The following is a 12,839-nucleotide window of genomic DNA, read 5'->3' as shown; positions in this document are numbered from 1 at the left end:
GGAAAGGAGCCCGCATGGACCTCGAGGAACTGGACGTCTCGGTCGACAGCGGCAGGATCGACACCGTGCTGCTCGCCCTCACCGACATGCAGGGGCGGTTGCAGGGCAAGCGCCTGCACGGCCGCTACTTCATGGACGAGGTCGTCAGCGGCGGCAGCGAGGGCTGCAACTACCTGCTCGCGGTCGACGTCGACATGAACACCGTGGACGGGTACGAGATGTCCTCGTGGTCCAGCGGCTACGGCGACTTCGTGATGAAGCCCGACTTCGGCACGCTGCGGCCGGTGCCGTGGCAGCCGGGTACGGCCATGGTGCTCGCCGACCTGGAGACCACCGGCGGCGAGCCCGTGTACGCCTCGCCGCGGCAGATCCTCAAGCGCCAGCTCGACCGGCTCGCGGAGCACGGCCTCACCGCGTACGCCGGCACCGAACTGGAATTCGTGCTCTACAAGGACACGTACGAGCAGGCGTTCGACAAGAACTACCGCGACCTCGTCCCGGCGAACCAGTACAACGTGGACTACTCGCTGCTGGGCACCGCGCGGGTCGAGCCGCTGCTGCGCCGCATCCGCAACGAGATGTACGGCGCCGGCCTGGTGCCCGAGAGCGCCAAGGGCGAGTGCAACTTCGGCCAGCACGAGATCGCCTTCCGCTACGCCGACGCGCTGACCGCGGCGGACAACCACGTGATCTACAAGAACGGCGCCAAGGAGATCGCCGCGCAGGAGGGGATGGCGCTGACCTTCATGGCCAAGCCCAACGCGCGCGAGGGCAACTCGTGCCACATCCACTTCTCGCTGCGCGGCTCCGACGGCAAGTCGGCCATGCTCGGCGACGGGCCGGCGCACCTGAGCGAGACCGGGCAGCGCGTGCTCGCCGGGCTGCTCGCCACGATGCGCGAGTTCAGCCTGCTGTTCGCGCCCAACATCAACTCCTACAAGCGCTACCAGCCCGGGTCGTTCGCGCCCACCGCGCTGCGCTGGGGCGTCGACAACCGCACCTGCGCGCTGCGCATCGCCGGGCACGGCCAGGGCATGCGCGTGGAGAACCGGGTGCCCGGCGGCGACGTGAACCCCTACCTGGCGATCGCCGCGCTGATCGCGGGCGCGCTGCACGGGCTGGAGAACTCGCTGCCGCTGGAGCCGGAGACGACCGGCAACGCGTACGACGACGCCGACGCCGAGCGGGTGCCGACCACGCTGCGCGAGGCGCACGAGCTGTGGCTGGGCAGCGAGGTGGCGCGCGCCGCCTTCGGCGCGGACGTCGTCGGCCACTACGCCAACATGGCGAAGGTCGAGCTGGCCGCCTTCGACGCCGCCGTCACCGACTGGGAGCTGCGGCGCGGCTTCGAGCGCATGTGACCGCCCGCGCGGGGCGGGCCGCCGCCTCGCGCGCTCTCCCCGGCCCGGCTCGGCCCCCGCTTCGCCCGGCTCGGCGCGGTGGGCCACCGCCTCCCCCGCCCACCCAGGGACGTGCGGCGGGGCCGAGCCTAGCCGCGCCGGGGGCAGGGCGCGGCGTCATCCACAGAAGGACGTTGTCCACAAGCCGCCGACGAGCGGATTCAAGATCCTTTGCCGTGTGTAAGGATCCGGGAGGGAGGGATCTGTGACGACGACTGAAGTGATCGATCCTTCGACCGGCGCGGTGTTCACCACCGTGCCGTCGCTGGATCTGGCCCAGACCGACGCCGCCATCGAGCGGGCGGCCGCGGCGTTCCCGGCCTGGCGGGCCGTGGCGCCCGGCGACCGGGCGAGGCTGCTGCGCCGCTTCGCCGCGGTGGTCGACGAGCACCTCGAGGAGCTCGCGCAGCTCGAGGTGCGCAACGCCGGCCACACCATCGGCAACGCCCGCTGGGAGGCGGGCAACGTGCGCGACGTGCTCGACTACTACGCCGGCGCGCCCGAGCGGCTCAGCGGACGCCAGATCCCGGTTCCGGGCGGGCTCGACGTGACGTTCCACGAGCCGCTCGGCGTGGTCGGCATCATCGTGCCGTGGAACTTCCCGATGCCGATCGCCGGCTGGGGGTTCGCCCCGGCGCTGGCGGCCGGCAACACGGTCGTGCTCAAGCCGGCCGAGCTCACCCCGCTCACCGCGATCCGGCTCGGCGAGCTGGCCCTCGAGGCGGGCCTTCCCGACGGCGTCTTCCAGATCGTCCCGGGCAAGGGCTCGGTCGTGGGGCAGCGGTTCGTGACCCACCCGGCCGTGCGCAAGATCTGCTTCACCGGCTCCACCGAGGTCGGCAAGTCGATCATGGCGGGCGCGGCCGACCAGGTGAAGCGGGTGACCCTCGAGCTGGGCGGCAAGAGTGCGAACATCGTGTTCGCCGACGCCGACCTGGAGAAGGCGGCCGCCTCCGCCCCGGCGAGCGTGTTCGACAACGCCGGGCAGGACTGCTGCGCCCGCTCGCGGCTGCTGGTGCAGGAGTCGGTGTACGACAAGTTCCTGTCGCTGCTGGAGCCGGCGGTCAAGGCGTTCCGGGTGGAGGAGCCGTCCCACGCGTCCGCCGAGATGGGGCCGCTGATCTCCGCGGGCCACCGCGACACCGTGGCCTCGTACGTCGAAGGGTCCGACGTCGCCTTCCGCGGGCAGGCGCCGGACCGGGACGGCTGGTGGTTCCCGCCGACCGTGCTGCTGGCCCACTCGACCGGCGACCGGCACTGGCGCGAGGAGGTCTTCGGGCCGGTGCTCTCCGTGCTGCCGTTCTCCGACGAGCAGGACGCCATCCGGCTGGCCAACGACACCGAGTACGGGCTGTCCGGCTCGCTGTGGACCCGCGACCTCGGCCGGGCGCTGCGGGTCTCGCGCGCCGTCGAGACCGGCGCGCTGAGCGTCAACAGCCACTCGTCGGTGCGCTACTGGACCCCGTTCGGCGGCATGAAGCAGTCCGGGCTGGGGCGCGAGCTCGGCCCCGACGCGCTGCTCAGCTTCACCGACGTCAAGAACGTCTTTATGGCCATGGGAGATTAAGTGGAGCGTTTGCAAGATCGGGTCGCCGTGATCACCGGCGCCGGCAGCGGCATCGGGCTCGCCACCGCCCGCCGGTTCGCCGCCGAGGGCGCCAAGGTCGTCGCCGTCGACATCTCGGAGGAGGCCGGCGCGGCCGCCGCCAAGGAGACCGGGGGCGAGTTCGTCGCCTGCGACGTGTCCGACGAGGAGCAGGTCAGGGCGCTGTTCGACGGGGTCGCGGAGCGGCACGGCCGGGTGGACATCGCGTTCAACAACGCCGGCATCTCCCCGCCGGACGACGACTCGATCCTGGTGACCGGCCTCGACGCGTGGGAGCGGGTCCTCAAGGTCAACACGACCTCGGTGTTCTTCTGCTGCAAGTACGCGATCCCGCACATGCAGCGGCAGGGCAAGGGCTCGATCATCAACACCGCGTCGTTCGTGGCGCTTCTCGGCGCCGCGACCTCGCAGATCGCCTACACGGCCAGCAAGGGCGGCGTGCTGGCGATGACCCGCGAGCTGGGCGTGCAGTTCGCCCGCGAGGGGATCCGGATCAACGCGCTGTGTCCCGGGCCGGTCGCCACCCCGCTGCTGATGGAGCTGTTCGCCAAGGACCCGGAGCGGGCCGCCCGCCGTCTGGTGCACGTGCCGATGGGCCGGTTCGCCGAGCCCGAGGAGATCGCGGCCGCCGTCGCGTTCCTGGCCAGCGACGACGCCTCGTTCATGACCGCGTCGCAGTTCGTCGTCGACGGTGGCATCACGGGAGCCTATGTAACTCCGCTGTGAATGTTTGAGACTCCGGTTACACGGGCAACGCCCCTTTTACACCCGCTTCGGCGGGTGAAGGGGTCGAATCCCCGCCCGTGCAGGTCGATCCCCGTACGGGTGGGACAGAGGGACCCGGGCGCGGCGCCGCCTCCGATGTCGGAGGCGACGCCGCGCGCCTCTATCCACCATCGGACTCCCGCTCGTATCCGTTCAGCGGCTGTCGGGGAAACACGATCTCGTTACGGTGGGGCGATGCGTCCGATCATCGGCATCACGACCTATGTGGAGCAGGCAACCTGGGGTGTCTGGCAGGACCTGCCGACCACGCTCGTGCCGCACGACTACACCGAGGCCGTCACCCAGGCGGGTGGTCGTCCCGTTCTGATCCCCCAGCACGAGGACACCGACGTGCTCGACGTGCTGGACGGGCTCGTGCTGGCCGGAGGCCCGGACGTGAGCCCCGAGCTCTACGGCGCCGAGCCGGAGCCCTTGACCGTGCCGCGCCCGGATCGTGACCGCGCCGAAATACTGCTCGTGCGTCGCGCGTTAAAGTCGGACATACCCGTTCTCGGCGTCTGCCGCGGCATGCAGCTGCTGGTGGTCGCCGCCGGTGGCACGCTGCACCAGCATCTGCCGGACGTTCTGGGACACGAGAAGCACCGACCGGCCCCCGGTGTCTACGGCGAGCACGACGCGTCGTTCGTTCCGGGCAGCCGCATCGCCGGCCTGATGGGCGACGATCTCGCGATCCGGTGCTTCCACCACCAGGGCGTCGCGGATGCGGGCAGCCTCACGGTCACCGGCCGTGCCGAGGACGGCCTCGCCGAAGCAGTCGAGGATCCGGATCACCGCTTCGTGCTGGGCGTGCAGTGGCATCCCGAGACCATCCGCGACGAGCGGCTCTTCGGAGCGCTCGTGGCAGCCGCACGCCGGAGCTGACCGCAACGGGAAAGGAATGCACCACATGCGCAGGCCTTTGATCGGCATGACCTGCTACGCCCAGCAGGTGACCTACAACGGCAACGACGTCATGGCGGGCATGCTGCCGATGACGTACGTGCAGGCCGTGCATGCCGTGGGCGGCAGAGCAGTGCTGATCACTCCGGACGACCCGGGCACCGACGTCATCGACTCCCTCGACGGCATCGTCTTCTGCGGCGGCGGCGACATGGACCCGGCGGCCTGGGGCGCCGAGCGGCATCCGGAGACCGAGACCGACAAGCCGCGCGACGTGTCCGAGATCCTGCTGATGCGCGCCGCGCTCGAGGCCGACCTGCCGGTGCTGGGCGTGTGCCGCGGCATGCAGGTGATGGCCGTGGCCACCGGCGGCTCGCTGCACCAGCACCTGCCCGATCTGATCGGCCACGAGCGGCACCGCGCGGCCGCGGGCACCGACCCGCTCGCGGCGGACGCCTCCGCGTTCGGGCGGCACGACGTGGTGACGGCGCCGGACTCGATGGCCCGCCGGCTGCTCGGCGCGCACGCGACGGTGAACTCGTTCCACCACCAGGCGGTCGACAACCCGGGCTCGTTCCGGGCCACCGGCTGGTGCCCCGAGGACCGCGTCATCGAGTTCATCGAGGACCCGTCCCGCACGTACGCGGTGGGCGTGCAGTGGCATCCCGAGCGCACCGCCGATCTGCGCGTGTTCGCCGCCCTCGTCGAGGCGGCCGCCGGGCGTTCCGGGTTGCAGCCGGCCGCCTTCGCGGCGTAACCGGTCCGCGCGCCGCGCGTTCGATCCGGTGTTACCGTGCTGAACCGGAACCGGTCGAGTGTGGGAGGCCATGGCTTGGACGGCGTGCCGGGACGGCTGCTGGCGGCCTTCGAGCGTGGCGGCGAGATGGGCCGCCGCATGCTCGCGCTGGACTGGTCGGCGAGCCCGATCGGGCCGCCCGCCGGCTGGGCGCCCGAGCTGCAGGCCGCGGTCGCCACGATGCTCGCCTCCCGCGCCCAGGTCGTCATCTTCTGGGGCCCCGACTACTGCGCGCTCTACAACGACGCCTACATCGCGGTGATGGGCGACAAGCACCCCGGTCACCTGGGCCGGCCCGGGCACGAGATGTGGGCCGAGGCGTGGTCGGTGCTCGAGGCGCTGTTCGACGGGGTGCGGGCCGGCGACGAGGCGTTCTGGGCGGCCGACCACCCGTTCATGCTCCAGCGGCACGGGTTCCTCGAGGAGACCTACTTCGACGTCTCGTACGACCCGATCCGTACGGCCTCCGGCGAGGTGGGTGGCGTCTTCTGCATCGTCAGCGACACCACCGAGCGGGTGCTCAGCGGCCGGCGGGTGCGCACGCTGAGCGCGCTGGGCTCGCGGCTGGCGGGCTCGCCCGACCAGGCGGCGCTCACGGCCGAGGTGGAGGCGGTGTTCGCGGAGAACGCGGCCGACGTGCCGTACGCCGAGGTCGTCATCGACGGCGCGGCGAGCGCGTCCACGGTGGTGCGACGGGTGATCCGGACGGGGCGGGCGGAGTCGGTGGCGCTGCTCGACATCGTCGACGCGCCACCCTCGGCGGCCGACCAGGCGCTCGTGCTGCCGCTGACCGTGGGCACGGGAACGGCCGGCGCGCTCGTGGTCGGAGTGAGCCGGTACCTGGCGCTGGGCGGCGGCTACCGCGACTTCCTCGAGCTCGCGGCGGCGCAGATCTCCCGCGCCGTGGGCAACCTGCGGGCGTACGAGCAGGAACGCGCCAGGGCCGCGGAGCTAGCCGCCCTGGACCGAGCGAAGACCAACTTCTTCTCCAACGTGAGCCACGAGTTCCGCACCCCGCTGACGCTGATCCTCGGCCCGCTCGAGGACCTGCTCGACGACCCGGACCTGCCCGGCGAGCAGCGCGAGCGGCTGAAGCCCATGCACCGCAACGGCCTGCGGCTGCTCAAGCTCGTCAACACCGTGCTCGACTTCTCGCGCCTGGAGTCCGGCCGGCTGCGCGCCGCGTACCAGCCCACCGATCTCGCCGACTACACGGCCCGGCTGGCCAGCACGTTCCGCTCGGCCGCCGAGCGCGCCGGGCTGCGGCTGGTGGTGGACGTGCCGCCGCTGGCCGCGCCCGTCCACGTCGACCGCGAGATGTGGGAGAAGATCGTCCTCAACCTGCTCTCGAACGCGGTCAAGTACACCCCGTCGGGGCTCGTCGAGGTGCGCCTGCGCGCCGGCGAGCGGGGGGCCGAGCTGACCGTACGGGACACCGGCATCGGCATCGCCCCCGACCAGCTGCCGCTGCTGTTCGACCGCTTCCACCGGGTCACCGGTGTCTGGGCGCGCAGTCACGAGGGCACCGGCATCGGGCTCGCCCTCGTGCGCGAGCTAGCCGAGCTGCACGGCGGCACGGCCGGCGTCGAGAGCCGGCTCGGCGAGGGCAGCACCTTCACGGTCACCGTCCCGTTCGGCACGGCCCACCTGCCGGCCGACCGCATCACCGAGGCCGCCGACCGCGTGGCCCCGACGATCGACGTCCGGCCGTACGTCGAGGAGGCCGAGCAGTGGTGGGCCGGCGACGCGCTGCCCGTGCCCGTGCCCGCGCCCGCCGAGACGGGTGTGCCGCGCGGGCGGATCCTGGTCGCCGACGACAACGCCGACCTGCGCGACCACCTGACCCGGCTGCTGCGCCAGGTTTGGGACGTCACGACGGTGGGGGACGGGCAGGCCGCGCTCGACCTGGCCCGGCGGCAGGAGTTCGACCTCGTGCTGACCGACGTGATGATGCCGCGGCTCGACGGGTTCGGCCTGATCGCCGCGCTGCGCGCCGACGAGCGCACCCGCGACGTGCCGATCGTCGTGCTCTCCGCGCGGGCCGGCGAGGAGGCCTCCAGCGAGGGCCTCGCCGCGGGCGCCGACGACTACCTGGTCAAGCCGTTCTCCTCCCGCGACCTGACCGCCCGGGTGCGCGCCAACCTCGACCTGGGCCAGGCCCGCCGCCGGATCATCGACCGGCTGCGCGGGCTGGTCGACACGGCCGCCGCCGTCAACACCGCGCGCACCACGGCGGAGGTCCTCGACGTGGCGGCCCACCACGTGCGCGAGATGACCGCGGCGGGGCGGGTGGTGATCGACGCTCCGGGCGCCCGCGCGCAGGTGGACGGCGGGGCCGACCCGCACACCGCCCCCGACGTGACGCTGCCGCTGCCGGACACGTCCGGGGCGACCGTCGGCGAGCTGCGGGTCTGGTCGTCGCCGCACGGCACCCTCGACGCCCCCGTGGTCGCCCAGCTGGCCCGGATCATCGGGCTGCGCATCGAGAACGCGCGGCTTTACGAGGCCGAGCACCGCATCGCGAGCACGCTGCAGCACAGCCTGCTGCCGGAGTCGCTGCCGCAGGTGCCGGGGGCGGTCGTGGCCAGCCGCTATCTGCCCGGCAGCAGCGAGGCCGAGGTCGGCGGCGACTGGTACGACGTGATCGCGGGCCGCGACGACCAGCTGTTCCTGGTCATCGGCGACGTGGTCGGCAAGGGCGTGCAGGCGGCGGCCGTCATGGGCCAGCTGCGCAACGCGCTGCGGGCGTACGTCCTCGAGGGCTTCGACTGCGGCGAGGCGCTGACCAGGCTCAACCGCCTCGTCGACAACCTCGGCCGGCGGCAGTTCGCGACGGTCGTGTGCGTGCGCCTCGACCCCGCGACCCGGCGGCTGCACTACTCGTCGGCCGGGCACCCCTCGCCGCTGGTCGTGCCGCCCGGCGAGGCCGGCTCGTTCCTCCATATGACAGCGCTGGGCCCGCCGGTCGGCGCGCTCACCGACGTGAGCTACCCGACGCTCGTCGCCGACCTGCCGCCCGGGGCGCGGCTGCTGCTCTACACCGACGGCCTGGTCGAGGACCGGGAGACCGGGATCGACGCCGGGCTGGCCGAGCTCACCGCCGACGCCGCCGAGCCCGCCGAACACGTGGAGGATCTCCTGGACGCATTGCTGGCCAAGGCGGCCAAGCGCACCCGGCGCGACGACATCGCGCTGCTCGCCGTTCAGGTCGCCGAGCCGCAGGAGTTCCTGCTGCGGCTGCCCGCCGAGGCGACCCGGCTGAGCGTGCTGCGCCGCCGGCTCGAGGACTTCCTCACCGCCCACGACGTGCCCGAGGCCGACATCTTCGACCTGACCGTGGCGGTCTCGGAGGCGGCCGCGAACGCGATCGAGCACCCGATCGAACCGGCCGAGCCGTTCATCACCGTGGAGGCCGCGCTCGCCGACGACGCGGTGACGATCACCGTACGGGACACCGGCAGCTGGCGGCCCAGCTCGTCGGGCGGCTTCCGCGGCCGCGGGCTCGCGCTGATCGGCGCGCTCTCGGAGCTGGCGGTGATGCGCTCCCCGGCGGGGACGTCGGTGACCCTGCGGCGGCCGCTCAGTCGCTGAGCCACGGCTGGGTGGACAGCCCCGAGATCTCCAGCACCCGGCGCACCTGCGGCGACGGCAGGACCGTGAGCCGCTCGCCGTAGTGGTCGACGAGCCGCAGCAGCGCGTGGATGGCCGCCGAGTCGAAGAAGGTGACCGCCCGCAGGTCGAGCACGGCGGCGGGGGAGGCGTCCTTGGTGGCGGTGTGCAGCATGGCGTCCGCGGTGGACATGTCGACCTCACCCGTGACCGTCACGACGACCCGGCCGCCCTCCACGGCCGCGGTGGCCGTGAAGTTCTCGTCCGCCCGCTCTTGATCCACGCAGACACGATTACACAGGGGTCCGGGAGCGGCAAGAACCGGTCGATCGCGCCCGGCGAACCTGTTATGGGACGGCCGCCGGCATCGCGGATCGGCCCGCCGTGGCGGCGATAGGCTGGAGGTATGACCGTTCGCGCCCCCTTGGCGCCGGGAAAGCAGTCGCCCTGGCGGGCGGTCCCGGCGCAGATCGTCCGCCCGGAGTACGTCGGCAAGAAGCGCCCGAAAGAGTGGCGCGGGTCGCACGTGCAGACCCCCGAGACCATCGAGAAGATGCGGGTCGCGGGGCGGCTGGCGGCGCAGGCCACCCAGCTCGCCGGTGAGCACTGCAAGCCCGGCGTCACCACCGACGAGATCGACCGGGTGGTGCACGAGTTCCTCTGCGACCACGGCGCCTACCCCTCGACGCTGGGCTACAAGGGCTTCCCCAAGTCGTGCTGCACGTCGCTCAACGAGGTCATCTGCCACGGCATCCCGGACTCGACGGTGCTCGAGGACGGCGACATCATCAACGTGGACGTCACGGCGTACCTCGACGGCGTGCACGGCGACACCGACGCGACGTTCTGCGTGGGCGAGCCCGCCGAGGAGGCGCGGCTGCTGGTCGAGCGCACCCACGAGGCGATGATGCGCGGCATCAAGGCGGTCGCGCCGGGCCGCCCGATCAACGTGATCGGCCGGGTCATCGAGTCGTACGCCAAGCGCTTCGGCTACGGCGTGGTGCGCGACTTCACCGGCCACGGCATCGGCGAGACGTTCCACTCCGGGCTCTACATCCCGCACTACGACAACCCGCGCCTCGACACCGTCATGGAGGTCGGCATGACCTTCACGATCGAGCCGATGATCACGCTAGGCACCTACCAGTACGACGTGTGGGACGACGGCTGGACGGTCGTCACCAAGGACCGCAAGTGGACGGCTCAGTTCGAGCACACGCTGGTGGTCACCGAGGACGGCGCCGAGATCCTGACCCTGCCGTGACCGCGGCCGTCGAGCACCACCACGCCGACGTCTCCGGCGGCTGGCTGCGGGCGGCGACGTTCGGCGCGATGGACGGCCTGGTCACCAACATCGCGCTGATCGCGGGCGTGGGCGGTGGCGGGGCCGGCCGCAGCGCCCTGGTGCTCACCGGGGTGGCCGGGCTGGTCGCCGGTGCGATCTCGATGGGCATCGGCGAGTACACCAGCGTGCGCACCCAGAACGAGCAGGTCGCGGCCGAGCTGGCCAAGGAGCTGCGCGAGCTGACCGTCAACCCCGAGGGCGAGGCCGACGAGCTGGTCGGCATGTGGGTCGCGCGCGGGCTGCCGGAACCGCTCGCCCGCCAGGTCGCCGACGTCCTCAAGGCGCACCCCGACCAGGCGTTGCGCGTGCACGCCCAGGAGGAGCTGGGCGTGGTCCCGGACGAGCTGCCCAGCCCGTGGACGGCGGCCGGGTCGTCGTTCGTGTGCTTCGCGGCCGGCGCGCTGATCCCGCTGCTCACCTATCTGCTGGGCTTCGACAGCCTGGTGCTCGCGCTGGCCGTGGGCGGGCTCGGCCTATTCGTCACGGGCGCGGTCGTCGGCCGGTTCACGGCCCGGCCGTGGTGGCTGGGCGGCCTCCGGCAGCTGGCACTGGGGGCGGTGGCGGCCGCGGCGACGTACGGGATCGGCGCCCTCATCGGGGTCTGATCACTCGAAGAGCAGCGCGAGGTTGCCGTCGACCGGCTTGCCGCGGGCGGTGAGCTCGTCGGCCTGTTGCTTGAGCACGCCGCCGAGCTCCTGCACGCCGGCGCCGGCCAGGCCGGTGCGCTGGACGGCGTCGGCCGGGTTGCGGAAGTAGGTGCGGGTGAGCAGGCCGGCCACCAGCGCGGCGTGCAGCCGGGCCTCCGCGATCATCACGAGCGCGGCGTCGGTCTCGTACCACTCGACCAGGCGCACCGCGCGGCCGTGCGCGGCCGAGGCGATCTCCCAGTTGTGCCGGGCCAGGCCGCTGAACTCCACCGGCCGGGCCTCGGTGAGCCGGTTGAGGTGGGCGTCGCGCTGCTCGGCGAACCAGCCGCGCGGATCGTGCAACGGGCGGGCTGTGACGTACCGCTCGGCCTCCAGCGGCCAGCGCGGGGTCAGCTCGCGCGCCCGGCGTAGCCCCTCCTCGGCGGTCACCACCTGGAGGTCGACCAGGATGCCGTCCACCTTGCGCAGCGCGCTGCGCGGGCCGGCGCCCGGCCGGTAGGTGACCACGACCAGGTTGACGTCGCTGCCGTCGTGGTCGACGCCGTGGGCGAGCGAGCCGTGCACGCCGATCGCCCGGACCTCGGCCGGCCAGCGGTGCTCGATCACGTCACGCAGACGGGCCGCGAGCTGTCCCCGCGGCGAGGTGAAGCTGATCTCGTCGTGCACCCTGTCATTCTCGGACATCCATCCGTACGCGGAAGGTGCACGCCGCGTAGCTGGAGAAGGGACATAGGCCCTAAGTGGGGCGTCCTGGGAAAGGCAGGGTCACCGGGTTCACCGCGGCGAGGCGGCGCCAGCGGGTGGCGCGCACGGCCGCCTCGGTCATCGCGGCGAGGGCCGTGCTGCGGTCGGCGCCCGTGGTCACCGTCAGCACGGGCCGCCACGCCTGCGCGACGCCGTCCTCCACGTGGATCGCCAGCTTGAGCGCGCTTGCCCGGTCGGTCACGGGGAAGGGAAGCTCGTAGCCCGCGGGCGACGGCGCCGCGCTTGCCTCGAGCTGGGCCAGCCGGCCGACGAGGAAGTCGCGGCGGCCGCGGTGAGCCTGCTGGGCCGCGCGCGCCTCGGTCACGTCGCCACGGCCGGCCAGGTGGACCCCGATCGTCCCGTACGCGTAGATGGCCGCCTCCTCCGCGGCGAGCGCGGCGCCGAGCTGGGGGTTCACCGCAGCGCCTCGGCGTGGGTGGCACGGCACGCGGCGATCGAGCCGATCAGCGCCGCGCGGTCGGCGGGCGCGGCCTTGCACGCCGCGACGGCGGATCGCTGGGCCGCCTGCTCGGCCGCGCGCAGGCTCGCGATCGTCCCGGCGGCCGCGGCCACCGGCGCGCTCGCGCTCGCCCCCGCCGACGGCAGCGTGCCACCGATGAGCCGGGCCAGCTCGGCGGCGTGCGCCCGGTGGTCGTCGGCCAGCGGGGTGAGCCGGGTGGCCAGGCCCGGCTGGGCGGCGGCCGCCCGGTCGTAGGACGCGGCCAGCGCCACCGCCTCGTCGAGCAGCGGCTGCAGCGGGTCCGGCGCCGCGGGCGGCTCGGGGTCGTCGTCGAACAGCCCGCAGCCGGTCAGGCCGCCCACCCCCAGGACGGCCGCCCCGGCGAGCACCTGCCGCCGGGGGTGCCCGGTCGCAAACATCCGCACCGCGCCAGTCAACACCATGGGGGACACGCCGTGACCTGCGGATGGCGCGGATTCGGTGCGGCGGCGAACCGGCGTCCGGGCGAGCGCGTTACGCTCTGTCCCAGCCGCGGGGTCGTCCGGCCCGGCGGCATACAGTCGTTTG

The 12,839-nt window shown here is 72.9% G+C and carries 12 protein-coding genes; 8 read left to right on the top strand and 4 right to left on the bottom strand.

Annotated features, from left to right (window positions below; genetic code table 11):
• Window positions 1-14 precede the first annotated feature (14 nt).
• From ACSNN8_RS06165 to ACSNN8_RS06140, 6 genes are all read left to right on the top strand, one after another.
• The gene (locus ACSNN8_RS06165; RefSeq protein ID WP_436647474.1) at window positions 15-1,361 is read left to right on the top strand and encodes a glutamine synthetase family protein; all 1,347 of its coding nucleotides are present in this window, start codon (window positions 15-17) and stop codon (window positions 1,359-1,361) included.
• Window positions 1,362-1,605: 244 nt separating this feature from the next.
• Window positions 1,606-2,967: an aldehyde dehydrogenase family protein gene (locus tag ACSNN8_RS06160; RefSeq protein WP_436647473.1), complete on the top strand. Its 1,362-nt coding sequence runs from the start codon at window positions 1,606-1,608 to the stop codon at window positions 2,965-2,967.
• Window positions 2,968-3,732: a 3-oxoacyl-ACP reductase gene (locus ACSNN8_RS06155; RefSeq protein ID WP_436647472.1), complete on the top strand. Its 765-nt coding sequence runs from the start codon at window positions 2,968-2,970 to the stop codon at window positions 3,730-3,732.
• A 234-nt stretch (window positions 3,733-3,966) separates the two neighbouring features.
• Window positions 3,967-4,653 (top strand): gamma-glutamyl-gamma-aminobutyrate hydrolase family protein, encoded by a 687-nt coding sequence (locus tag ACSNN8_RS06150; protein WP_436647470.1) that lies wholly within the window; start codon window positions 3,967-3,969, stop codon window positions 4,651-4,653.
• A gap of 25 nt (window positions 4,654-4,678) precedes the next feature.
• The gene (locus ACSNN8_RS06145; protein WP_436647469.1) at window positions 4,679-5,428 is read left to right on the top strand and encodes a gamma-glutamyl-gamma-aminobutyrate hydrolase family protein; all 750 of its coding nucleotides are present in this window, start codon (window positions 4,679-4,681) and stop codon (window positions 5,426-5,428) included.
• Window positions 5,429-5,554: 126 nt separating this feature from the next.
• The gene (locus ACSNN8_RS06140) at window positions 5,555-9,058 is read left to right on the top strand and encodes a SpoIIE family protein phosphatase (protein WP_436649429.1); all 3,504 of its coding nucleotides are present in this window, start codon (window positions 5,555-5,557) and stop codon (window positions 9,056-9,058) included.
• Here the strand turns inward: ACSNN8_RS06140 and ACSNN8_RS06135 are convergent.
• Complete coding sequence (locus tag ACSNN8_RS06135) at window positions 9,048-9,359, bottom strand: STAS domain-containing protein (RefSeq protein WP_436647467.1); 312 nt, start codon at window positions 9,357-9,359, stop codon at window positions 9,048-9,050. The genes ACSNN8_RS06140 and ACSNN8_RS06135 overlap by 11 nt on opposite strands.
• Before the next feature lie 123 nt (window positions 9,360-9,482).
• Between ACSNN8_RS06135 and map the strand changes: the two genes are divergently transcribed.
• Together map and ACSNN8_RS06125 are read left to right on the top strand one after the other, a co-directional pair.
• Entirely contained in the window at window positions 9,483-10,340 is an 858-nt protein-coding gene (gene map, locus ACSNN8_RS06130) for a type I methionyl aminopeptidase (protein ID WP_436647465.1), read from the top strand.
• Complete coding sequence (locus ACSNN8_RS06125; protein WP_436647464.1) at window positions 10,337-11,026, top strand: VIT1/CCC1 transporter family protein; 690 nt, start codon at window positions 10,337-10,339, stop codon at window positions 11,024-11,026. The genes map and ACSNN8_RS06125 overlap by 4 nt, the downstream gene beginning before the upstream one ends.
• On the opposite strand, the gene ACSNN8_RS06120 is transcribed toward ACSNN8_RS06125, so the two are convergent.
• The 3 genes from ACSNN8_RS06120 to ACSNN8_RS06110 form a co-directional block, all read right to left on the bottom strand.
• Window positions 11,027-11,734, bottom strand: coding sequence for a nucleotidyltransferase domain-containing protein (locus tag ACSNN8_RS06120; protein ID WP_436647463.1), 708 nt, complete (start codon window positions 11,732-11,734; stop codon window positions 11,027-11,029).
• 70 nt (window positions 11,735-11,804) lie between these two features.
• Entirely contained in the window at window positions 11,805-12,230 is a 426-nt protein-coding gene (locus ACSNN8_RS06115; RefSeq protein ID WP_436647462.1) for a ferritin-like domain-containing protein, read from the bottom strand.
• Window positions 12,227-12,691 (bottom strand): hypothetical protein, encoded by a 465-nt coding sequence (locus tag ACSNN8_RS06110; protein WP_436649427.1) that lies wholly within the window; start codon window positions 12,689-12,691, stop codon window positions 12,227-12,229. Before ACSNN8_RS06110 ends, ACSNN8_RS06115 begins: the two co-directional genes overlap by 4 nt.
• Window positions 12,692-12,839: the final 148 nt, after the last annotated feature.

The sequence above is a fragment of the Actinoplanes sp. URMC 104 genome, from assembly GCF_051386375.1.
Lineage (GTDB): Bacteria > Actinomycetota > Actinomycetes > Mycobacteriales > Micromonosporaceae > Actinoplanes.
This window is presented reverse-complemented; position numbering and strand designations above follow the sequence as displayed.